Below are 23426 nucleotides of genomic sequence, written 5' to 3'. Positions count from 1 at the left end.
TCGACAGCGTGCGAGTCTGTACTACAAACATTGCTTTTTAAAAGATAAGGATAGTAGTTAGATAATTGTTATAATTCTGTCATAATTTAATTTTAAAACAGATTCTGTACTCATGCACAAAAAAATTCCTACATTGTTCTACAACAACATAGGAATAATGGTGTCGAATTATGTGGTTTTTTCTTTAATAATCTCTTCCTTTTCCTGAATCTGAGATTTCTACTAATACTTCAGGGTACGGTTCAAAATATGTTTGTCGTAATAAATAATTTTCTTCGAATCGAATCGCCCATGATTTTAAGATTGCAAGCAAACTGCTAAGTGGAATTTTCTTTTCAGCATACTTGTGAAGTAATCCTAAAAAATGCTCTTTTTCTTGTTTCTTTAACTTCATTTTAAAGTATCCCAAAATATGCGCACATACATTTATATTCGATGTATAGCGCGGTGTGCGCATTAACAATTCATGCAAAGTCTTCTCATAATTTTCAAAAACAACTTCAACCTTTTCCTTTTTGGGATTCGCGATAATACGCCCTAATTCTTTCTGTTTCACTTGATTATATGCCATAAATAAATATTTATTATCAGACTGAAAATGTATGAGATCTTTCAAGTTTCTATTATGTTTTAATATTTTAAAATTAGCGATTGTAAACAGCCTAGTAAAGAAATGTTCACGGATAATAAAATTCGACAATCTACCTTCTTCCTCTATTGCAATATGCGAAAATTCTTTTAATACAGCGCTACCAAACAAACCAGCACCCTTCTCTTTTACTGGTGATTTTTCATATCCTGTATAAATTTTCACATCTCTAGTTCCACAACTTGGAGAACGATTCTTTAAAATAAAACCATCAACATCTGGTAAAGAACCTAAAAATTGATTAGAAAAACTTTTCATTTTTTCTGTTACATCTTCTTTAGTTGAAGGTTGTACAAGTTTGTGGATTCCTTCATCTTCAATAATCCGAATCGTTTCACGAGGGATTCCTAATCCAATCTCTACTTCAGGACATACCGGAATAAATGTAACAAATGGTTGTAAATTTCGAATTGTAACATCTGAAATCATTTCTCCATTATAACGACAAGCATCAAATTCTAGGCATTTACTTACAACAACTGTTGGTTTTGCAAATTGTCGCATTTTATTACCCCCACGGCGTTAATTCGTATAATATAAATTGGACTACGATGAGTATTCTAAGCAAAGTTAGTTTGTATTTTCTCTTTTTATTATGACTAAATATGAGTGACATATCAGCGATAATTAATATCTATTTCATATAAGTGTTAGCAAGTTCATTTGCAAACTTGTTAGCACTTTTTTTATATTTCTTCTATTATAATCTCCTCCCCTTCTTTACCTCTACGCTATATCAGATTAATTCTTGTTTCCTTGTTCAGAACTACGAGAAACACATTTTACACAAACTGTATTTTTCGGAGGAGAATTTAACCATTTATTGTTATAACTAAAACAATATTTTTCCAGGGGTGTTCCTATGAAGAACAGTAAGATAATGGACATACATACTAGGCACTCCCCTTCCTTGTCAATTTCAATCACAGGTAGCTTCAACGGATGTAATCGAACAAGAAATATTAGAACAAATTCAAGAAATTGACCGAATGAAAACAAGTATGGAAACAGTCAATCAAGCTATGCCAATCCCGGGTATGGACGCTATGGCGGATCTTTTTACTGTCATGAGGCAAAAATTGCAAGAAAAGTTAGATCATCTGTATCAATTCAATCAGACCTCTAGCAATAACTATAGTACAGCAATTCAATTAGCAGCTAGCATTGCGACGGGTCTAGCGGAAGTCCAAAGCGGAAAAGGCTTTAGTCCGGCAAGTGGCACATTTAGTACGCAAGGGTTGAACATGGAGTGGACGGCATCTATTCAAAAAATTACAGAAGATAGAGCTCACCAATCCGAGACTCTTGAAGGTGACAATCTAGTTGAAAGTGAGACAGTAGATTATACGTCTTCTTCTGAAGAAAATGGCGATGATTTAAAGAAAGCAGCCAGGGATTTAACGGGTGAACTTTCGGGTGAATATGATGTAAGGTGTGTTATAGAAGGTGTGGACCCTGACACGGGAGAAAAACTTTCATGGTGGAAACGTGGTGGGCAGGTGTCATGGTTTTTGCAGGCCTTACACCCGTTGGTAAAGGAATCTTTAATGGTTTACGAACAGCAATCCGTAATAGAGATATAAAAGATGTAGCAATCTTAAGTTCAAAACAAATCGAGCGTTTAATTAAACAAGATAAAATAACGACATCTCATTGAAAAAACCTTGCTCTAAAGTGGACTAAAAGAGACAATGAGTATTTGATAAAAGGTGAAATACCAAAAGACTATTTCAAAATTCCTGAATAAGAAGGTGCAAATATGAAATTATACTTTAAAGATACTGAAATAGGCGAAATCACAGATGTTTTTGTAGAAACACTATGTATGGAACAATACATTTAAATGATAATAGTAAACCATTTCAGGAATATTTTCATGAAATGGTAGATGAGGATAGTACATTTGATTTTGAAAGTAAAAACACGGTTAACTGTATCTTGGGATAGTCAATGTTTGCAAATATGAAAATCAAAACCCACAAACGTTGTTATCACAACGTTCGTGGTGTTAGTCCATACAATATAAATTGAATTGTATTTTCAATCTCTACTTCATCGTCCCATTTTTCTTCAGGTAATAATAAAAATCGAGTTAAAATTAACCCCATTATAGAAGATAAAGTAAAGCGCACAATTGAAGGTGTAGGCATTTCAATAATTTGCCCTTGTTCTTGAAAATGTAAAATTAGTTTTTTAAACCGGGAAAAAAGTTCTTTTTCCACTAATTGTTGTATTTCATTTTTTAATTCTGGCTGGAATGGTACTTCTTGCATTAAAATTTTTAGCATTGGAAAATGTTTTTTAGCAAATTCAAATCGATTTCGTATTGCTATTCTTAAAAACTCTTCATACGTTTCATACGTATTCTCCAGTATTTCTTTTGCAAAAGCTTGTACAAAAAATGGTGCAGCGAACTTTGTTAATGTGGGCATTACAACCGCTAAAAGTAAATCTTTTTTCGTTTTATAGTAGCGGAAAATCGTTCCCTCCGCTACACCAGCACGCTTTGCAATCTCACTTGTTGAAGTGGATGCATACCCTTTTTCTCCAAACATATCAACCGCTGCTTCTAATATACGCATTTGTCGTTCATTACGCTTATCTGTATCTGTAGCAGCAATTAACTCCTCTAACCAATCTTTTTTCATGCATCATGCCCCTTTTAATAAAATTTATATTCTACGATGTTTCCTCAAAGCAAATATATTCCCTATTGTAAATAGTAGTGCAAAAAGAAATAATACACAAAGGTCTCCCGCAATTTCAGCAAATCCTTGATTACGAATCATCACTTGTCTCATCGCATCAGCACCATATGTGAGCGGAAATAACTTTCCAAGCATTTGTAGCCACTTATTCATTGATTCCATTGGAAATAAACCTGAAAAGAAAATTTGCGGTACGATGACCAGTGGGATAAACTGAATCATTTGAAATTCGTTATTGGCGTATGCCGATAAAAAAGTACCTAATGTTAACGCTGTTAGTGAAAGCATACATGTAATGAGTAATGTAAGCCACAGTGATCCTGCTACATATAAATCAAGAATATAGACAGAGAAACTTACAATGATAACAGACTGTAAAAACGCAAAAATACCAAATCCAATTATATAACCAACAACAATTTCCCAGCGGCGCACTGGAGTAGATAATAATCTTTCCAACGTCCCACTTAAACGTTCTCGTACAAAGGAAACTCCTGATAAAATAAAAACAAAGAAGAATGTAAAAAAGCCAATTAATACCGGTCCGAGTCCATCAAACATCGTGAAATCTGCGGAACCATGTAAAAAATCAATTTCTGGTTTCATACCAGGCATATCATTTTTTTCTGTGGCCTTTTGTAATGTCTGTAGCACGGCACGATTTTTTGAAGAATCACTACCTTCTAGCAACACATTCACTTTTCCATCTTTTAAAGTGATAATGGCATCTACTTGTTGATTTTTCAACTTAGAATACGCTTTATCTTTATTATACTCATAGATGGTAGCATCTTGCTTTTTCATTGATTCCACTATAGGTGCTGGAGCATCTATTAATGCAATATGAGGAGTATAATCCTTTTGTGTAAACACAAGCGATAATAACCAAAGGAGTAACATTGGCGCTCCGAACATCATTGCCAACGATCGTTTATCCCGGAAAAATTGCCGAATAATCCGAATAATTACACCACCAATTCTCATGATTCAACCGCTCCTTCCAATAGAAAGACATCTTCAATCCGTCCTGATGAAGTTCGATCTTTTAAATCATTTGGGGTTCCTGTTGCAATTAGCTTCCCATCTCTAATTAATCCAAGACGTTCACAAAATTCAGCTTCGTCCATAATATGTGTTGTCACAATAATCGTTGTTCCTTGTCCTTTGAGTTCATGAAATTTTTCCCAAATAGATTTACGAAGAACTGGATCAATTCCAACCGTTGGCTCATCTAAAATTAAAAGCCTTGGTTCATGTAAAAGTGCCATCGCTAGAGATAACCGTTTCTTCATCCCACCTGAAAAGTGTTGCACTTGTTTTTTAGCATGCTCTGATAATTCAACTAATGTAAAAACTTCTTCAATTCTCTCTTTCTTACGTTTACCTTTCAATCCATACATTGTTGCGATAAAATCTGCATTCTCATAAGCAGATAACTCTTCATACAGTGCATCAGCCTGTGCCATATAGCCTATTTGCTTCATACCGTTTAAATTAGGCATTTTCGTTCCTAAAGCTGTTACTTCACCTGTCGTCGATTCACTAATACCAGCAATCATTTTGATAAGTGTTGTTTTGCCAGAACCTGAAGGGCCTACTAAACCAAAAATTTCTGTTTCTGCTACAGATAGTGAAATATTATGCAAAACTTCTTTTTTTCCAAAACGCTTTGATACATCTTGCAAAATAACAGAAGGTTGTTGCAATAAAATCTCCCCCTTTTATAAAATGAGTGAGTACTCACTTTGATTATACGCTTGAATTATTATATGTCAAATTTCTTTTATGAGTATTATTTTTTTTCAATCTAAACTTCTAACAACTAAGTTTGTTATAGAAAATGAATCAGAGTCGACAGTAGAATATATTTTCTCACTGTCGACTCTGATTCATTTCAAATGATTACAAATTAAGTCTTTAAATTTAAATATTTTCTAATTCTAGCAACATCTAAAGAATATTCAATAATTAGTTGTTGTATAGGTAAAATAACTTTTTCTGGATACAAATGTGCATATTTTAAAGTTTCCGTATATTTTTCTAGCCTTTTTTCCAAATACTTTATTATTTGCTCAGGATGATTCACTAATAAACTTTGACTATAATAATGAATTTGCTCCTCAATTGCAGTGTATTCCTCAATTTCAAATTCTTTATACATGTGTACACCCCTTTATAATATTTTTTATATGCACAAGTCATAAACATCTTTATCCGAACGAAAACTGATTATTTTAATTATTTAAACTATAACAAAGAAAGGACGTCAAAATTTGTTAGTTTATGTAGCGTTGAAAAAATTTAACAAAACTGTAATGGATACTTGTACTTTATAGAGAATTTCAATCTTTCATGTAAATTTCCCCATCATCAATACTATTTTCTATCAAAAGAGTATTGGTGAATAGATAACAGTAATTTCATCGAAAACAAATAAAAAAGTCGTACAAATTAATTAAACTGTACGACTACAATCTCCGGTCTATTAAAAACCCTTTGAGGAATGATGCTATTCCCTAAACCGCTACTTTTTTACTTTCTCAATTAAAACTTTCTGATTTTCTCCAAATTTTTTGCTATGTAAATCCGACAACTGGACCATTTTAAACCCTTTAAAATTAGCAGGTATTTTACTTGATGTTGCCAATACTTTTCCTATACTTAATACATTATTTTATAGATATGAAAATGCACTAACTCCTACTACTAATATACTTATAATGAATAACCTTTTATATCTTTTTTCATATTTCCCTTCCTTATAAAGGTGCAATCAGTATGTATTTTTTAGCATTCCTTTTCAAATCGTATTATTAGTATTTTATTATATAACTTATCTTGATAGAATAGATAATATAATGTTTTATTTTCTTTTCAATACAGTACATGAAATTATCACCTTCTTAATTCCCTTGCCAGCTAAATTTGCAAATACTGACATCACCTATTCACCCTATCCGTGTGAGAAATCCTATAAATACATCAAAAAACTGCCTAAGAAAATCTTAGACAGTTCGATTCATTCATATTTATATTAAAGATTTTGTTTCTCTCATTACATCAATGAAGTATCCCCAGTTATTAATAACAGAAGAAATACTAATATGTTCATCCGGCGTATGAACGTTGAAAATATCTGGTCCAAATGAAATTGCATCTAATTCAGGCATTTTTTGAACAAATACACTGCATTCGATACCAGCGTGTACTGCGAAGATTTCAACATCTTTATTATATTTTTCTTTATGCACTTTTTCAAACAAATCACGAATCGATGAATTTGGATTATATGGCCATTCTGGATACTCTGATTCCTTCTCAAACTTTGCTCCGACCAATTCTGCAATATGCTTAATTTCATTCGTAATATGCTGCTTTAGACTACTTACTGAACTTCTTACTTCGTTTCGTAATTTAATTTCATTATGTAATGTTTCAATAACTCCTAAATTTGTTGAGCTTTCTACAAGCCCTTTAATATCCATACTCATACTTTGAATACCATTTGGAATTAAGAATAAAGAAGATATAAGCTGTTTTTGTGTTTCTTTCGCAAATACTTTTTCTACTTTTTCTTCTAATTTCGTAAGAGACACATGTACATCGGGATCAATAGCACGTAGCTCTTCTTGTAAAATGCGTGTCCAATCTGCAACTTTCTCTTCTGCCTTATGTACATCATTTGCAGATAATAAAATTGTTGCTACACTTTCACGTGGAATTGCATTTGTTTTTAATCCACCATGGATTTCACTCATGTTAAATTGGATCTCATTCGATAAATCATGCAATACTCGTCCTAAAACTTTGTTTGCATTACCGCGTTGCTTATCAATTTCCATACCCGAATGGCCGCCTTTTAGCCCTCCAACATATAAACGATATGCAGCTAAATCAGCAGATATTTCTTCCCAAACAACAGAAATTGTTTCAACTGCTTTTGCTCCTCCTGCACTGCTCACTAGTAATTTATGATCTTCTTCAGAATCAATATTAATAAATATTTTTCCATCAAAGTGCTTTGGATCAACAGCAAAAGCTCCGCCCATTGTTGTCTCTTCTTCTGTTGTAATCACAACTTCTAGTGCTGGATGATCGATATCTGTTGAATCTAAAAGCGCTAATGCATATGCAACTGCAATTCCATTATCCGCACCTAAAGTCGTTTGATTTGCATACAACATGTCGCCAACAATTCGTAACTCGATTGGGTCCTTTTCAAAATCATGAACTGTTGCCTGATTCTTCTCACAAACCATATCCATATGACCTTGGATAATAATTGCTGGAACATTTTCATACCCTTTAGTTGCTGGCTTTTTAATAATTACGTTTAAAGCTTCATCTTGTACAACTTCTAAATTACGATCTTTTGCAAATTTCACTAAGTAATCACTAATTTCTTTTTCATTTCCAGATCCTCTTGGAACCTTTGAAATTTCTGCAAAATGATAAAATACAGGGTGCTTTGTTAATTGTTCTAAAGTAGAATACATTGTAAAGCTCCTCTCAAATAAATCTTTGAATTTTAAATTATTCTTTTCTTTATCATTATACCACGCTTCATCATTTTACTTTTTATGAAAGATGTAAACCTATCGATCCTATTTAACAAAACTATCCTACACTTTTTTCACAGAATATTGTTATAATTTTTATAATACATAAAAAAGGAGAATGTATATGTATTTTACAGACAACCTCCCTGATCCTGAACATATTTTCGATTTATACGATTCCGTCGGTTGGAATGACTTTTTAAAGCTTTCAAAAGAGCGATTGCATCATGCTCTAACTCAAAGTACTTTTGTTATAAGTGTTTATGATAACGATCAATTAATTGCGACAGGGCGTATCATTTCAGATGGGGTAATTAACGCTTACCTATGTGGATTAGTCGTTCATCCATCCTACCAAAATCAAGGGATTGGAAAAGGTATAGTGCAAAAATTAATAGTGAAATGCCAAAAACGGAATCTGCATTTACAATTAATTTGCACAGAAGAAAATATTCCATATTATAAGAAACTGGATTTTGAGGAATTCGGAGTAGGAATGAAGAAGAAATAAAAAAAGAAAATGCTTTTATACATTTTCTTTCAATTTTTTCCTTTGTATATATGATGCATCATGATTCATGAGCTTTTCTAATCGATTAATATTTTCTGTTAATGCACCTTTTACAAGAGAGAAATCTGTATTTGGTGCTTCTTTTTTTTCCTTAAAAAAAGAAAGTTTTTGTTGTTTCATTTCTTGCATTTTTTCCTCCCCCTTTTATAAAAGAGATACAACCTTTCTCTCTTAATTATATCTCAAATATAAACCAGACGCACTTTTATCCGTTTCTTTTTAATTCTTCTTCTAAACTTTCTACTTGCTGCATTGTATCTCCTTTTATTAAAGAGAAATCTGTTGTATCCTCAGTTTCTTCTTTGAAAAATTCATTACTATATTCTTTTTCCACTACAATCACCTCTACCTGCTAGTGTTGGGATGATTGTCCAAATTTATTCAATTATGTTTCATTTTCACGAACTTTGTCTATATTTATGTATGAAAGAAGGACAGAAACTTTTGCTTCTGTCCTATTTACTAAAATAACTATGATGAATCGTTAAATTATATACATTTTCAAAATCCCGATCTTGAAGATTGTTCTTTTGACCATCAATAACAATACAAACATCTTTTACTATTTTCGCTGGTATAATACCAACATTTTCAACCTGCACTGCTTTTTGTGCATTTAACTGCTCTATATGTTCTAAAGGTACTGTAATACTAAATTGAGAGCGGATACCACGGAAATTTGTATTTAATTCATTGGCTGTCACAAATACAACGATTTTTGCTCCAATTTTTTCACCATACGTATCAAGAAATACATTTAAGCTTTTTGCATACTCTGTTTCAGTTTGCCACTCCATTGTCCCAAATGCCACTGGGTTTACATTTTGAATAATTGTTGTGTAAATTTCACCTCGTGCTTTCGAAGCAATTAATGATCGTTTAATAGATTGAACGGTCTTTCCAATATCACTAAATTTCGCCCCCCATATTTCCGAAATGTTTGGAGTTAAAATAAACGCAATATCAACAAATATGACCATTGCAACGAACATTAAAATGTTTTTCCAGAGGGTTAAATCAATTCCTTTCACCATGAAATAAATTGTAACTGATGTAATAAAAACACCATACCATGTTTTTCGAATCAGCTGTTTTTTCTCTTCGTACAACTCTTCATTTTTCCAATAAAAGAAAATAAGAAATAAAAAAACTAGTACAAGAAAAAACAAACCAATTCGAATGTTAGAGACTGTCAATTACATCACCCTCCATTCAAAAACTTCTCACGATATCATTACATGCTCAACCCTCTCTCATTATGACAAAAGACATGGACAACCTTCTAAAATAAGCTATACTGCATATACATGAGAAGAAAGCCACGTCTTTTATAATGAATCTACATTTTACATGTAGACAAGCATGCATTTCAAACTTTCACAAATATTTTTTATCAAGATATATGCTTTGGAATTACACCTTTAGGTACTGCACCGTCCATACTTAAATAATAATGACGAATGGGTTGTAAATTGTCATCTAATTCATATACGAGTGGTATACTCGTTGGAATATTCAATGACACAACACCATCATTCGATAAATCATCTAAATATTTCACAAGAGCACGAATCGTATTCCCATGAGAGGAGATTATGACCCTTTGTCCTGATTGTAACATCGGTGCAATTTCCTTATGCCAAAATTCCAGTACTCTTTGTTCTGTATCTTCTAGACATTCTGTAAGCGGGAATTCGCCTTTTTTCAAAAATTTATATCTTGGATCATCAGCTTCATACCTTGGATCATCTTCAGTAAGAGCTGGTGGTCTTACATCCGTACTTCTTCTCCATATTTGAACTTGCTCATCACCATATTTCTTTGCTGTCTCATCCTTATTTAACCCTTGCAATGCTCCGTAATGTCTTTCATTTAACTTCCATGATTTATGTACAGGAACCCATGCAAGGTCCATTTCATGCAGAATAATCCACAACGTTCGAATTGCCCGTTTCAAAACAGACGTATATGCAACATCAAACGTATATCCATTGTTTCTTAATATTGCACCTGCTTCCCTTGCTTCGGTTAATCCATTTTTCGATAAATCTACATCTGTCCATCCTGTAAATCTATTTTCAAGATTCCATAAACTTTGTCCGTGACGAATGAGTACAAGTTTTATCATAATAATTCCCCTTTCGGAAATAACTATTTACATTTTGTAATGTGTACACGTAATAAAGTATCTGGTAATGTGAATTTTTTATCCATTTATTCTATGATTCATCCCTAGTTGTCAACATTCATGGATAAAATTGTTTTTTCAAACTCTAAAAACAGACGAATAATTTATTTACTCATTTTAATCAACTGGCTCTTCACGCTTAGATAACCATGCATCAAAACCTAAACGATTATTTGCTAGTTCAGTCATAACTTGATGCCAATTTTCTTCACATGTTTCACCAAATTTCGAAAAAATCCTTCCCATTTGTTTTCTTTGCACATCACTCAGTTTTTTTTCTAACTCTGCTCCTTTTTGCGTTAGGACAAGCTGTTTCACACGACGATCATGTTCTGCTTCATTACTTTCGATAAGCCCCTTTTCAAGAAGCTGACGAAGTGGTCCATGAAGAGCTTGTTTACTTATTTCTAACAGAGATAACAATTCATTTATACTGAGCCCTGGAAAACGAGCAATAAAAAATAAAATTCGGTGATGCACCCGCTGTATACCATATTCTTTTATAATTTCATCTGGTTTTTCTGTAAATGTTTTATATGCAAAATAAAACAATGCAAGTGCTTGATTCATTTGTTCTTCTTTATGTTGTGTCATCTACTGTCCCCCTATATGTAAATTATACCACAATTTATTTCAGAAATATTAACACACCTGCTTTGACTTAATAAGGGGTATTCCAGGTGAACTTACTAGTAGTGCTATGAATAAAAAAGTCGTTTCCTTCTTTAAAAGAAAACGACTTTTGTTCTTAACACGTACTCTATATTAACGACCTCGTCTTTGCTGTCCTTGCTTTATACTACTTTTCTTCTTACTTGGTTTATGAAATGATCGCTGTTTTGAATTTTTCGATTCTCCGTGGTTATCTTTTTGACGATATTGACCTGTTTTCATTGGCTTTTTCATTTGTTGCTTTTGTTTTGTTTCATTCACTTCATTTTTTTGTTTAGCAGGCTGTTCGATTACTTGTCTTTGTAGTGTTGCACCAATACCTTTTTCAATTTCTTTTAAATACATTTCATCTTTTGGTGCAACGAATGTAATTGCAAGGCCCGATCCACCAGCACGTCCAGTTCTTCCAATTCGGTGAATGTAACTTTCTACATCTTCTGGAATATCGTAGTTAAATACATGTGTTACACCCTCTACATCCAATCCACGTGCTGCTACATCTGTTGCAATTAAATATTGAATTTTCGCATCACGGAAACTCTTCATCACTCGTTCACGTTTTCCTTGAGATAAATCACCATGAAGTTCATCGCAATTATAACCGTAGCCTTTTAAATCAGCATATAACTTACTCGCTCTACGCTTTGTACGGCAAAAAATAACTGCTAAAAACGGCTGATCACGGTCCATCACATAACGTAGCGTATCTTGCTTTGCACGATCTGTCGTTTCAATCACACGTTGTTTAATATTATTCACCGTTACTTCTTCACTTTGAATTCGAATCATTTCAGGTTCTTTCATATAGCGCTTCGCAAGCTTTTTAATATCTTTTGGCATCGTCGCTGAAAATAACATCGTTTGTTTACTCTCAGGTGTCTCATCTAAAATATCTTCTATATCGTATAAAAATCCGAAATGAAGCATTTGATCCGCTTCATCTAACACAACCATAGAAACATTGGATAATACAATCGTTTCACGGCGTAAATGATCTAATAAACGTCCGGGTGTTGCTACAACAATATGTGTACTTCCTTTTAACTTTCTCATTTGCTGTGCTACATCTTGACCGCCATATATCGCAAGAACATTAATATCTTCTTTATGAACAAGCATCTTTTCAATTTCAGTTGTAATTTGCAGTGCTAATTCTCTAGTTGGCGCAACAATTAAAGCTTGTACATCACTTGACGTAGGATCGATTTTTTCTAAAATTGGCAAGACAAATGCAAGTGTCTTACCTGTACCAGTTTTTGCTTGCCCAATTATATCTTTTCCAGCCGTAACGACCGGGATTGCTTGCTCTTGAATTGGCGTTGCTTCAGCTATCCCGTTTTCACGTAGTGTTTGATTTAACGTCTCACTAATTCCTAATTCTAAAAAGGTTTTCAAACAGATCACTTCTTTTCCTTATTTTTCACATTAAGGTTTCATTGTACCACTTGTTACAGCAAATATGAAAAATAAAATAATTCTTAGATCCTTTTTCATGTGCGCTATGTATTAATTGAAGAAATTCTTTCTGTTCCTTTTTTAACATTGGTAATAATGCCTTATTGGAAACAACCAAATAACTTTCTTAATTCTTCGATTATTCTAAATAAAACTTATGTATCTTATACCTTCATTTAACTTTACAATATGACACTTTAGCTTCGAGTCAGTCCTGGGATAAAATTATATACTATCTGCTATTACCTCAAACAAAAGCCACATGTTTTCTCCTCCTATCTTCTTTTTTATTCTTATAAAAATGAGCAATAAGAATAAAACGATAAAAAGGATGATTTTGTCGATTGTTTGTCTATCCTTTTAAAAAATCTATATTTTTACGTGTTTTTACATAATGTTAAATATACATTTACAATATGAACGAAAAAATAAAATGAGGAGTGAGAATATGGAGAAGCAGAAACTATGGAAAAAACTAAAAAAAGGTGCAACCAAGTTAGGTAAGTCCGGTGTGTATGAGAGCATTATTTTATATTACACCTTAAAAAAGAACGGATTGCCTTTTAAAGCTAAAATGATTATATTAGTTGCACTCTCTTATTACGTTTGGGCAATAGATTTCATTCCAGATTTAGCAGCTATTATCGGGATTGGTCTGTTAGATGATGTTATCGCAATTGCCTGGGCACATAAATATATCATGGCACATACAAATGCAGAAATTCGAGAAAAGGGAAAAGTGAAAATGGAATCCTTATTTGATTCAGCACATACATAATACATGAAAAAAAACTCGCCCTTCATAACCGTCTTTCACTATACATTCACTCGTTTCACATGCATCCGTAAACAATCCAACATTCTTTTCATTTCACGTTCTTTATACTGATTTAAACAAGCAATTTGGATCCAATTATTTTGTTGTAAATAGGATGATTCATAATGGATAATAAATCCTTACAAAGCTAATGAATCTCCTATTTCCTTAGAAGAAAGTTTTTTATCCACTGCAACTGTAAGAATGATAGATGAAGCATGCTCTTCTGAAGATACAAGTTGTAATCCCATATTAGTAACAGCTTCTTCAATAAAAGCATATGTTTGATATATCTTCTTATACTCGGTTTCATCTTCAAATTTCTTTAGCGCTTCTTGTAATGCATATATTAAATTCCAAGATTGAGAATACGGTACACTCCCGTTTTCCTCATACATTCCTATGTCCATGTAGGTAGGTAATGTTTCATTTGCATTCACAATATGATTGTAAAATACAAAAGATAATCCCGTGTATGCTCCAATCGCTTTTCCGCTAACTCCGCTAGCAAAATACACATCTTCTAGAGAGGGTTGTATTGCTCCAATAGAACTAATACAATCTACACATAATTTAATACCGTACTTTTTACTAATTCCAATTAACTCTTCTAAATTATTTAGCATACCAGTGGATGTTTCGTGATGAACAAACCATAACCATTCATACTCTTGATGTTTCACTAATTTCTCTATTTCATTGTATAAAAATGGTCTCCCAATTTCTATTTCATATGTATCAAACGATAAGTTTACTCGAATCACCTGCTTGATTAAACGATTCCCAAACTCACCATTTGTTAAAATGAATCCACGTCTCTTTAATAACTTTAGCTGCAAAGCGATTGAATCATTTGCTAATGTCCCTGTCCCAAGCATGATTTGCAAATGCTTAGCTTTTGTCATTTGCAATAGTCGTTTTTTCACATTCTCCATCGCAGCTTAAACCTCAAATCTGTTGAAATATCGGCTTTGCAGCTGCATCATATGATATTTCAACAAATTGGCAGGTAAAAGAAAATGCAAGCAAATCCATTCACTTATATATTGGACAAGCTGCATACAAAATTAACAATAATTCCGTTCCCGCTTAGTCGAATCCTGAAGAATAGTCAAGACGAATTGCATAAAATCCTCAAACAAATAAAAGGTAGTTATGTAGATAAAACAGCTACCTCTTGAGAGACTTATATGTATGTAGTAACTACGGTGGATTAGTTGCACAATGAAAGTACCCCTTCTAGTAAAACCGCTGTTAAAGCTAAGTAATAATAAAAAATCCCCCACTCCATCTTGTAGGGGATTATATCTTGCATATGTTTTAAAAAGAAAGTGCTATTTTCTTAGTTCACTATACTGAATGTGGATTCTATTTTCAGGATTTTCATCTACTGTATACAATACGAGTAAGAAAAACCATTCTAACGGCTTCATTATTATGTAAATGAGATCGGCTGACCACTTTGTGTTGATATGTTTGCTAATTGGATAACCATATTTATCGTAAAAATTCCGAATTACTTTATGACATTTTGGGGCACATTCCTCAATAACGTTTTCAAAAGCATTTGCGATTAATAACTGCCGATTTACAGTAATTCTTTCTCCATGCCTAATACCAGCTCTAAGCGGTTTAACAATTTTCTTATGTCCTTTAACCGAAACTGTACACAGGTAATGTCCATCACCAGAAAGTATTTCAGGACTAGGTGCAGCGATTTTTGAATAATTAAAACTACTCGTTTCTAAAAACACTCGAATAAAACTATCTGGTCTTTGTCCAAAAAGCACTAATATAAATTGAACAATCAATAAAATAGGAAATAAACTAATCATCCAAATTCTCGACATCTTTTCATATCCAAAAGAAATACGATATAAAAACTTCATAAATTTGTTTTCCTGTTTATAATCTCTATTCTGCCTACATTGAATCAAATAGCTCAAGGAATCTTTTAATTTAGATATAAATAATAAACTGATTGAAAGAGCACTAACTTGAATAAACAAAACGGAAATATATCTTAATCTTAGAAATTCTGCATAAACAGTCCTACCCGTATGTGTTATATAAACCACTGTAAACACAACATTTAAGATTAATAACGAACTATAAACAATATACATAACAGGCGAAAGCTTTTCTATATCTGAACTTAATTTCCAATATGAAAAACCTCCTAAAATAAACAAAAATACGACAATGAAAATATGATCTGGGGCTAAAGAAGCATATTGATCTTGCATAACACCATTATATTCATATTTGTGCAAAGGCTGTCCTGCTTGTACGTCCCTTAGATTTCCCATTATACCTAACCATAATATAAAATAGCTTATACTAATAGATATAAATTCCCAATTCTTAATTTGTAATACATTTACGGTAATCTCTCTTTCTTGTAGAAAACTTTTCCAAATCCTTTCAATTGGGATAATAAGTAATAACAATACGAGAAAAATAAAAATAATAATTAACACAATAGGCTGATCTCCTTATTTTGATCTATTTTTCACAAGAGATATTTACTATTTTTTAAATTAGCGTTTTTTCAAAGCGATCTTTCTCTTTTTTATCGTTCTCCTCAAAATGATTTTTCATTTTAAGTCCCTCATTTTATCTGATTCATAGGCTACCATACTAAATGTGCAACTTATAACCACTTTCCACTTAGCATTCTAAAATCTCAATATAACATTGTATATTTTACCATTTTATAATCCGAAAATATACAATATCCCCCTTAAATGTATATTAAAACCAAAAGCCTCTTGAGTAAATTACTCAAGAGGCTTTCCTTTACTTATTCTTAAATTTCTCCTTCGCCGCTCTCATCTTCACATTCAAATCATGATCAATAGAGTCCCGAATATCTCGTTCTACCGCTTCCATTTCTTTTTGAAAGTTTTGTAAGTAAACTTGCAATTCTTCTTCTTTTTCAGGACGTTGTGATGGCGGCAGCTGTGTTACTAATGACAACATAGCGATTAAGTCTTTCATTAAGAATGTTTCCAGTTTGTGTTGTTGTTCAAACATACGTTGTTCTTGATAGTAAGGAAGTGCATTTAAGACCGAAATCGTAATCTCATCAACCATTCTTTGTAATGAAGGATTAACAGATCGTTTATACACCTGAATAGTATTTAATGCATCCGGATAACGGTCGTAAAAATACAATTTATAAAACGATAGATCCGTTGGCTTAGATGATTGTTGTGCTTCTTGCCGTAAGAAATCCTTTACTTTCACTGCAGTTATATCAATATCTTCATTTGTAACTTTTTTCGTTGTTTTTGCCATTACATGTACTTTTTTCTGTTTATCTTTCGGTAACATAGAGAAAACTTGTTCTCTTGTACGTTGATCTGCCGCACAAAAAAGTGTGTTAAATGCTTTTTGTTCTTTTTTTCCTTCTGTACGAATCCAGCGATAAAACAGAGGATGCTGCGTAAATTCTTGTAAAAATGGTGTTGATTTATTTGATAATTTTTCAATTGATTCGTGTGCCCGCTTATACGGTTTCGTCCAGGATAAGTAAAATTTCCGACCGAAGTAAACGAGTAAAACAACAACTGTAAACCCTAGCAAAAGCAAAATTCCACCTATCATTAAAACAAATTCGAAGAAACCCATCTTTTCACCTCCTCTAATGACCTTTTATTTCTTTGGACGCTGAATGAGCTTCTGCTTCATTTCATCATTAAATGTATCAAGTTCAATAACAAACTTCTTACTTGATTCGATAATGCGTTCTGATGATTTCTCAGATGCTTCAATAGCTGCAAATACATTTTGGAATGATTCGCGCAGCTTATCCATGCTGATTGCTGGATTTTCAAGCAACTTCGTCGTTTCTTCTGTGTTTTGTTTTAAAGCTTGTGAGTTACTTAATACCATTGATTCGATTGCTTCATTCGTCGCATTAACCGCATCGATTGTTTTACGTTGGTTCGTTAGTGCTAGCTGAATCGCTGCTGAAACAGTAACTACGTTTTGCGTCATTGTAATTGCATTACGAATTGCCTCTGTTAACTTTTCGTTATTTTTCTTAATGATGTCTACTGATGCGATAGATTGTAACAATACACTTTTTGCTTGCTGCATGTTGCGTGTACGTACAAGAATTTTTTCTAACGCATCATTGATTAATGGAATATCCTTTTGACGATCTGGATTTTGCTTTTCTGCTTCAAGCATACTAGCAAGTTTTCTGCCAAGATATACTTGCTTATCCAATGCATGGATTTTATCATGTGATTGCTCTTTTAGCATTTCTAAACCAACCGTGTCTTCTTGGAGATTGTCACGTCCAATAAGCAATGATCTTATAATTTCTTCAATTTGTTTATCTATAGATTGATATTTATGAACATACGTTTCAAGTGGATTTTTCTTAAAAACTTTAAACATAAATTTCTTCATACCCGACGCTTTTAATGAATTAGGATCAAGTTCTGATACGACTTTACGCAGTTCTAGCAATGTATTCGGAATCTCTTCATTCTTCCCGTTCATCATTGCAGTCACAGGACGTTTTAATGCTGATAATGTTTGACCTGCTGCTTGCTGCTCTTTATCTCCTAAATCTCCGAGCTGGGATAACACTTTTGAAAGGTCAGTATTTTGTTCACTATTTAACTTTTTCACATATAAATCAGCTTCTTTATTCAGTTCAACAAGTTCTTCATCTTTAATAACTGTATCAACAACTACTTGCATATTATCTTTCGCTACTGATACAGGTTCTTTTTTCTCTAATTCAGTCAACAAAATCGCTCCTTTATTTATATGTGCGAATTTATTTGCACTATATTTCATCTAAGATATCGTATACCACATGTATGATATTTGTTTGAAATCGATTTTTAATAAACTCCTGCTTATGCAGTCATTCCCTGTTTCTTACCATAAGTATACCTGTTTCGTGCATTATTTTCCTCAGACTTAAGACCTAGAATGCTACGTGCTAAAGGCGGATTCTTCACATATTACCCGGTTTATTGTTTAGTAATTCCGCTTTCAATTTTATTTTGTCTACCTTCCCATTCGGCTTCTTAGGTAATTGTGATAATATAGTCCAATTTCTTGGTTGCTTATATGATATTAATTTCTGACGACACTCTCGTTGAATAGCTAATAATGTTTGAGAAGGTTCCTTTACAATAATAGCGTGTATGACTTCTCCACGATTATCATCTTTTTCTGCAAACACTATAGCTTCTATAACACCAGTAAGTCCCTTCAATACCTCTTCTATTTCACCAGCATACACAAAGCTCCCAGCAGCTTTTATAACGTCTCGGTCTCTACCTATTAAAACAATTTTTCCATCTTTTCTTTGAAAACCAATATCATGTGATGTTACCCAATCTTCTATGAAAGTAGCTTTTGTTTGCTCTTCATTTTCAATATATCCTTCAAAAGCCTGACCAGATCGAACAAATAATTTCCCGAAATTTTCTTTATCAGTTATTATTCGTTCTTTCTTCTCATTAAAGAAAGCAATCTCCACATCGGGGAATGGTACTCCGACTGTTTCAGGTGCCGTTCTTGCATCTTCTGGTGTTAATAATGAGGCATACCCCATTTCTGATGATCCGTAATACTCATACAAAAATGATTTAGAAAAACATTCCTCAAATTTTTTTCTTTGTATAGGCGATAATTTTGTCCCAACTGAAATCATACACCTCGGAATCATTTCCTGTACACTTTGTTTTTGCTTTGCATAACGAGTTAAAGGTTCAATTAAAGCTGGTGTAATAGAAGCACATGAGCCTTTCGCTTTGAAAAATGCCTCTGGTGTGAAATTAGATAATAAAATAATCTCAGCTCCTGTAGCTAATGCATGAAGTGCTGGGTATAGCTGAGCTGAATAAGATAAATGTAATGGAACTACTATGCGATCACTTTCAGTTAACGAAAACGCCTTACTCCATCCTTTAAAGCTACTAGTCCATGATCGATGACTTTTAACAAAACCTTTCGGTGTGCCCGTTGAACCTGAAGTATAGCCAAAGAAGTATAACTCTTCCTTACTATTCACATGTCTAAAAGGAAATGAGATGGTATTATGCTCCATTGTTTGACATACATTCCCTTTAGATGTGATAATCCAATTAGGCTCCGTTCTACTTACAATTGTTTTCCATTCCATTTCTGTAACGTCTGGATGAACTGGCAGTATAATTCCACCAATTTCTGAAACTGCAAGGGCATCTTGAATCCATTCCATACAATTGTCTAACTTTATAATAAAAATATGCCCTGGTGCCGCTCCTTCTTGCATAAGCACTGATACACGATTTGAAACATTCTGCGCCAACTCTTTATAAGTCCAACTATTATGTTGTTCCGAAAGTGCAACGCAGTCAGGATTTTTTTGTGCCTGCTCATAAAAATAAGAATGTATATGCATTTTTTATTGAATCCCCTTGTTTGTTATGGCTATATTTTTTACTTTTTTCGTGCTACAAACGCTCCTTTTTGAAAACCTAGCAATACTGTTTCAAACGTATCATCTTCTTCAATCATCTGAATACATTCCGCTAACTCTTCTGCATGGGAAGTTGCATTATCGATTACCAGAAATCCCTTAGGTTCTAATATTCGCTTTATATTTTCCCACCACCACATATATTGAGTACGCTCTGAATCTAGGAAAATAAAGTCAAACGAACACTCTACTTGTGTATCTAGAAACGCCCCCGCTTCCTGATTATGAATATCAATCTGATATCTAAGATTTGCCTTTTCAAAATTCATAAGTGCCTCTGCAACTCGTCCTGAAGAAAGTTCAACAGTTGTAACATTTCCTTTCGTTTCTTTAGCCGCATTTGCCAGCCATAATGTTGAATATCCATTTGAAGTACCAATTTCTAAAATTCTTTGAGCACCGCACCCTTTTATTAAAATAGATAAAAATTGTCCCATTTCACGAGAAATATTTCTTAATTTTTCTTCTCGTTTCTCTTTTTTACTATCGTGCTCTTTTCCGTATTTTTCAAGCTCTAACAACAATAATTCTAATGAATTCATACAATCTATCTCCTTTCCAACAAATTTAATGATAAAAAATTGATGAGAAAGTTGATTATGTTTGTCTACCTTTCATTATATGCTAAACGAATAGGTTTTTCCTGTTATAAGACAAAGAATTGAATTTTTTTGTAGCGTATTGTTTCGTTTTTTGGTAAAGTTAATTTCTACGTGTAATTATTCCATTCACATTATTTTACAATCAAAATGCAATTATAAAATCATTTTTAATCGGTATTTCAAATTAAAAAAGCGCCCTTTTCGGACGCATTTTCTTTTGTTTATAACTGTATGTAAGAAAGGATGCTTTGAACATGAACGTGATTAATTTAGACGCTGCTAGAAAACGTAAACAGCACAAAAAGCGAATGATAACTATACCGATTATTAAACGTATTTACGAAGAGGACGGAGAAATTAAGTTCGAGATATTAGGCGAAAAGGATGTTCCTCTTGAAATGTTAGAGAAGTAATTTACATGATTTTAAATCGAAGACGCATCTCTATTGAGATGCGTCTTTTTCATTCTATACATTCTCATTTAAATGCATAAGCTTATCGGGATTCATCATCATATAAATAGATGCTATTTTCTCTTCTTGAAACTCAAACGAAAGCACATACGTAGCGCGATTATTTATATTTACAATAATACCAGGTGTACCATTTACCATTCTAAATGCAATGGAATGTTCTTCTGGTAACGTTTTGATAACTCCTAAGAATAAGCGCACAATCCTTTCAGATGTGTAAATTGGTTTAAGAGCTGTTGTAACCTTCCCTCCACCATCTGATTTGAATATCGCATCTGTTTTTAACACTTCTAGCATTGCCTTTACGTCTCCTCGCTGCAAAGATGCGACAAATCGTTCCACATATGCAGCCATCTGCTTTATACTTAATTTTGAAGCTTTCGATTTATCTACAATGCCCTTTCTAGCACGATGAAAGATTTGCCGACAATTTGCATTGTTTTTATCAACAATTGATGCAATTTCATCATAATCGTAACCAAAAACTTCTCGTAATATAAACACTGCCCGTTCAATTTCAGATAACTGTTGTAAAAGCAAAAGATACGCTGTAGAAATAGATTCCTTCATTATATATGTCATGGAAGGATCATCATTTTCTTCAACGAGTGGTTCAGGTAACCACATGCCAACATAAACATTTCGTTTATGAGCTGCTGAACGTAATTTATCGATGGCGCGGTTCGTAACCATCTTACATAAATACGCTTTTATATTATCAACAGACTCTAGCTCTTCTATTTGATCTAATGAAAGAAATGTATCATGAACAATATCTTCAGCGTCCATAACACTCCCGAGCATACGATAGGCTAAAGAAAACAATAAAGGCTTATATGCTTGATACAATTGCTCCAGTTCCAAACTCACATGACCCTCTTTCAATTTGTGATTTTACTTTGTTCTAAAATTTGTAGTGCTGCTCGTTTACCACTAGAAACTGCAGCGTCAGCTAATAATTCATCATGGCCAGCCCAATCTCCTGCAATATATATCCCTGGCATTTCAGGAACAGCAGGCCCTGGATTTTCAGTACGACCAATATGAGGGAAATCATATACAACTGTTACTTTAGGCAAATATTGCTTTTCAACTAACTCCTGTTGCCACTTCGGGTGTAATAAATCCATTGTATGTTCTAACAAAACTTTATCGTCATTAAAGTTACTAGCTTGTAATGCAGGATTGTGATATTTTATCAATCCCACTACTACCGTTCCATCATCACTTAACTTAGCGGCTCTTGATTGATTCGTAAAAAATACAGGTTGATCTAATCCTAAAGCAAATTGATATGATGGATTGGGTAACCTTCTTAAACCAAGATCTAACGAAGCTGCTGTAACTGGCATAGACTGTTCTTTCCATATTTGTAGTGCAGTATCTTTTGCTCCCTTTATAATTTTACAAGCTTCTTTTGGTGGTATAGTAACAACAACAGTAGGAGCTTCAAAGAGTTCCTCACCAGAACAACGAATTCTTTGAATATGACCACAGTGCTCAATTTCAACTACATTTTTACTCGCTATAAAATGAACGCCAGCATTTGTAGCTTCGTCTCTTAGCTTTGTTATGATCGTCTCCCATCCACCATCGACATAAAAAACCCCTTCTTTCATTGATCGTTGTATTTGTTTTAGTACAGAAGATGCTAACTGTAATGTAGGAGCATATGTGTAAGTCGATGTTCGGCATAATGCATAAAACATATTTCTTACCATTGGATCTTTAATTTCTTTTTCTACCCATACACTCAAACTCATTTTAGGAATTGTCTTCAAATCAAATTTCCCTAACTTTAACATCAAATGGAAAAATTGTATTTTTGCAGACCATGAAAATAATGGTGTAGCTAAGATTGACCGAAAATCTGTCGGTATTGTATACACATCATTTTTCCATATACCATGTGCACTAGTAGAAGGTATTCCTCCTAGAATGTTGATTCCGAGTTCCTTAAAAGTTGATAGTGCTTCTCCACCGCGATATAAAGCGTGCGCCCCAAGATTCATAAGAACGCCGTTTTTATTCGTTGTTATTGCTCTTCCGCCAAAGCGACTCGATTTCTCTAATACAACAACTTTTTTACCTTCCCTTGCTAAATAAATCGAAGCTGTCAATCCAGCAAGTCCCCCGCCTATAATTGCCACATTAAAGTTCTGCATATAAATTTCCTCCATATTGTTTTACACACAAGACGGATGAAGGAAGTTGAATGTGACATTTTTTAAGATTT

At 33.3% G+C, this 23426-nt stretch carries 22 protein-coding genes and 3 pseudogenes; 4 read left to right on the top strand and 21 right to left on the bottom strand.

From position 1 onward, the window contains the following. Window positions 1-184: 184 nt before the first annotated feature. On the bottom strand, window positions 185-1153 hold the full coding sequence (locus M014_RS0105580) for a YbgA family protein (RefSeq protein WP_026590836.1): 969 nt from the start codon (window positions 1151-1153) through the stop codon (window positions 185-187). Window positions 1154-1557: 404 nt separating this feature from the next. Here M014_RS0105580 and M014_RS30580 point away from each other — a divergent pair. Beyond that, window positions 1558-2232, top strand: a pseudogene (locus tag M014_RS30580) (pre-toxin TG domain-containing protein); the annotation flags it as partial. Between the two features lie 408 nt (window positions 2233-2640). On the opposite strand, the gene M014_RS0105565 reads toward M014_RS30580, so the two are convergent. The 6 genes and pseudogenes from M014_RS0105565 to M014_RS0105540 form a co-directional block, all read right to left on the bottom strand. Further along, a complete protein-coding gene (locus tag M014_RS0105565; protein ID WP_026590835.1) occupies window positions 2641-3297 on the bottom strand; it encodes a TetR/AcrR family transcriptional regulator in 657 nt (218 codons plus the stop codon). 24 nt (window positions 3298-3321) lie between these two features. Next, window positions 3322-4341, bottom strand: coding sequence for an ABC transporter permease (locus M014_RS0105560; RefSeq protein WP_026590834.1), 1020 nt, complete (start codon window positions 4339-4341; stop codon window positions 3322-3324). After that, a complete protein-coding gene (locus tag M014_RS0105555) occupies window positions 4338-5063 on the bottom strand; it encodes an ABC transporter ATP-binding protein (RefSeq protein WP_026590833.1) in 726 nt (241 codons plus the stop codon). Before M014_RS0105555 ends, M014_RS0105560 begins: the two co-directional genes overlap by 4 nt. 203 nt (window positions 5064-5266) lie before the next feature. Then, window positions 5267-5518 carry a hypothetical protein gene (locus tag M014_RS0105550; RefSeq protein ID WP_026590832.1) on the bottom strand — a complete coding sequence of 84 codons (252 nt, stop codon included), beginning with the start codon at window positions 5516-5518 and terminating at the stop codon, window positions 5267-5269. Between the two features lie 369 nt (window positions 5519-5887). Further along, a pseudogene (locus M014_RS30575) lies at window positions 5888-6079 on the bottom strand (metallophosphoesterase); the annotation flags it as partial. Window positions 6080-6386: 307 nt separating this feature from the next. Beyond that, window positions 6387-7853, bottom strand: a complete 1467-nt coding sequence (locus tag M014_RS0105540; protein WP_026590831.1) for an aminoacyl-histidine dipeptidase — start codon at window positions 7851-7853, stop codon at window positions 6387-6389. Window positions 7854-8040: 187 nt separating this feature from the next. Between M014_RS0105540 and M014_RS0105535 the strand changes: the two genes are divergently transcribed. Beyond that, entirely contained in the window at window positions 8041-8427 is a 387-nt protein-coding gene (locus M014_RS0105535; protein WP_231503905.1) for a GNAT family N-acetyltransferase, read from the top strand. Between the two features lie 15 nt (window positions 8428-8442). On the opposite strand, the gene spoIISB is transcribed toward M014_RS0105535, so the two are convergent. From spoIISB to M014_RS0105505, 6 genes are all read right to left on the bottom strand, one after another. After that, complete coding sequence (gene spoIISB, locus M014_RS0105530) at window positions 8443-8616, bottom strand: stage II sporulation protein SB (protein ID WP_026590829.1); 174 nt, start codon at window positions 8614-8616, stop codon at window positions 8443-8445. Window positions 8617-8692: 76 nt separating this feature from the next. Continuing rightward, complete coding sequence (locus M014_RS0105525; protein WP_026590828.1) at window positions 8693-8821, bottom strand: hypothetical protein; 129 nt, start codon at window positions 8819-8821, stop codon at window positions 8693-8695. Window positions 8822-8942: 121 nt separating this feature from the next. After that, the gene (locus M014_RS0105520) at window positions 8943-9683 is read right to left on the bottom strand and encodes a type II toxin-antitoxin system SpoIISA family toxin (RefSeq protein ID WP_026590827.1); all 741 of its coding nucleotides are present in this window, start codon (window positions 9681-9683) and stop codon (window positions 8943-8945) included. A 197-nt stretch (window positions 9684-9880) separates the two neighbouring features. Further along, window positions 9881-10615, bottom strand: a complete 735-nt coding sequence (gene gpmA / locus M014_RS0105515; RefSeq protein WP_026590826.1) for a 2,3-diphosphoglycerate-dependent phosphoglycerate mutase — start codon at window positions 10613-10615, stop codon at window positions 9881-9883. Window positions 10616-10792: 177 nt separating this feature from the next. Beyond that, window positions 10793-11269: a MarR family winged helix-turn-helix transcriptional regulator gene (locus M014_RS0105510; protein ID WP_026590825.1), complete on the bottom strand. Its 477-nt coding sequence runs from the start codon at window positions 11267-11269 to the stop codon at window positions 10793-10795. 171 nt (window positions 11270-11440) lie between these two features. Continuing rightward, window positions 11441-12751, bottom strand: coding sequence for a DEAD/DEAH box helicase (locus M014_RS0105505; protein ID WP_026590824.1), 1311 nt, complete (start codon window positions 12749-12751; stop codon window positions 11441-11443). Window positions 12752-13250: 499 nt separating this feature from the next. Here M014_RS0105505 and M014_RS0105500 point away from each other — a divergent pair, with 499 nt between their 5' ends. After that, window positions 13251-13580, top strand: a complete 330-nt coding sequence (locus M014_RS0105500; protein WP_026590823.1) for a YkvA family protein — start codon at window positions 13251-13253, stop codon at window positions 13578-13580. A 38-nt stretch (window positions 13581-13618) separates the two neighbouring features. On the opposite strand, the pseudogene M014_RS26455 reads toward M014_RS0105500, so the two are convergent. From M014_RS26455 to M014_RS0105465, 6 genes and pseudogenes are all read right to left on the bottom strand, one after another. Beyond that, window positions 13619-14554, bottom strand: a pseudogene (locus M014_RS26455) (aminotransferase class V-fold PLP-dependent enzyme); the annotation flags it as partial. Between the two features lie 399 nt (window positions 14555-14953). Then, entirely contained in the window at window positions 14954-16099 is a 1146-nt protein-coding gene (locus M014_RS0105485; RefSeq protein WP_231503904.1) for a DUF6688 domain-containing protein, read from the bottom strand. A 319-nt stretch (window positions 16100-16418) separates the two neighbouring features. Continuing rightward, window positions 16419-17252 (bottom strand): DUF3974 domain-containing protein, encoded by an 834-nt coding sequence (locus tag M014_RS0105480; RefSeq protein ID WP_026590821.1) that lies wholly within the window; start codon window positions 17250-17252, stop codon window positions 16419-16421. Between the two features lie 24 nt (window positions 17253-17276). After that, on the bottom strand, window positions 17277-18386 hold the full coding sequence (locus M014_RS0105475; protein ID WP_026590820.1) for a toxic anion resistance protein: 1110 nt from the start codon (window positions 18384-18386) through the stop codon (window positions 17277-17279). Between the two features lie 214 nt (window positions 18387-18600). Continuing rightward, on the bottom strand, window positions 18601-20037 hold the full coding sequence (locus tag M014_RS0105470) for a class I adenylate-forming enzyme family protein (RefSeq protein WP_026590819.1): 1437 nt from the start codon (window positions 20035-20037) through the stop codon (window positions 18601-18603). 38 nt (window positions 20038-20075) lie between these two features. Then, a complete protein-coding gene (locus M014_RS0105465) occupies window positions 20076-20657 on the bottom strand; it encodes an O-methyltransferase (RefSeq protein ID WP_051588548.1) in 582 nt (193 codons plus the stop codon). 314 nt (window positions 20658-20971) lie between these two features. On the opposite strand from M014_RS0105465, the gene M014_RS29535 reads away from it, so the two are divergent. Continuing rightward, window positions 20972-21130, top strand: a complete 159-nt coding sequence (locus tag M014_RS29535) for a hypothetical protein (RefSeq protein WP_026590817.1) — start codon at window positions 20972-20974, stop codon at window positions 21128-21130. A 54-nt stretch (window positions 21131-21184) separates the two neighbouring features. Here M014_RS29535 and M014_RS0105455 read toward each other — a convergent pair whose 3' ends face one another. Next, entirely contained in the window at window positions 21185-22054 is an 870-nt protein-coding gene (locus M014_RS0105455) for a sigma-70 family RNA polymerase sigma factor (protein ID WP_026590816.1), read from the bottom strand. Between the two features lie 17 nt (window positions 22055-22071). Beyond that, on the bottom strand, window positions 22072-23355 hold the full coding sequence (locus tag M014_RS0105450) for a protoporphyrinogen/coproporphyrinogen oxidase (protein ID WP_026590815.1): 1284 nt from the start codon (window positions 23353-23355) through the stop codon (window positions 22072-22074). Window positions 23356-23426 lie beyond the last annotated feature (71 nt).

Source organism: Bacillus sp. UNC437CL72CviS29, from assembly GCF_000482345.1.
GTDB lineage: Bacteria > Bacillota > Bacilli > Bacillales > Bacillaceae_G > Bacillus_A > Bacillus_A arachidis.
This window is presented reverse-complemented; position numbering and strand designations above follow the sequence as displayed.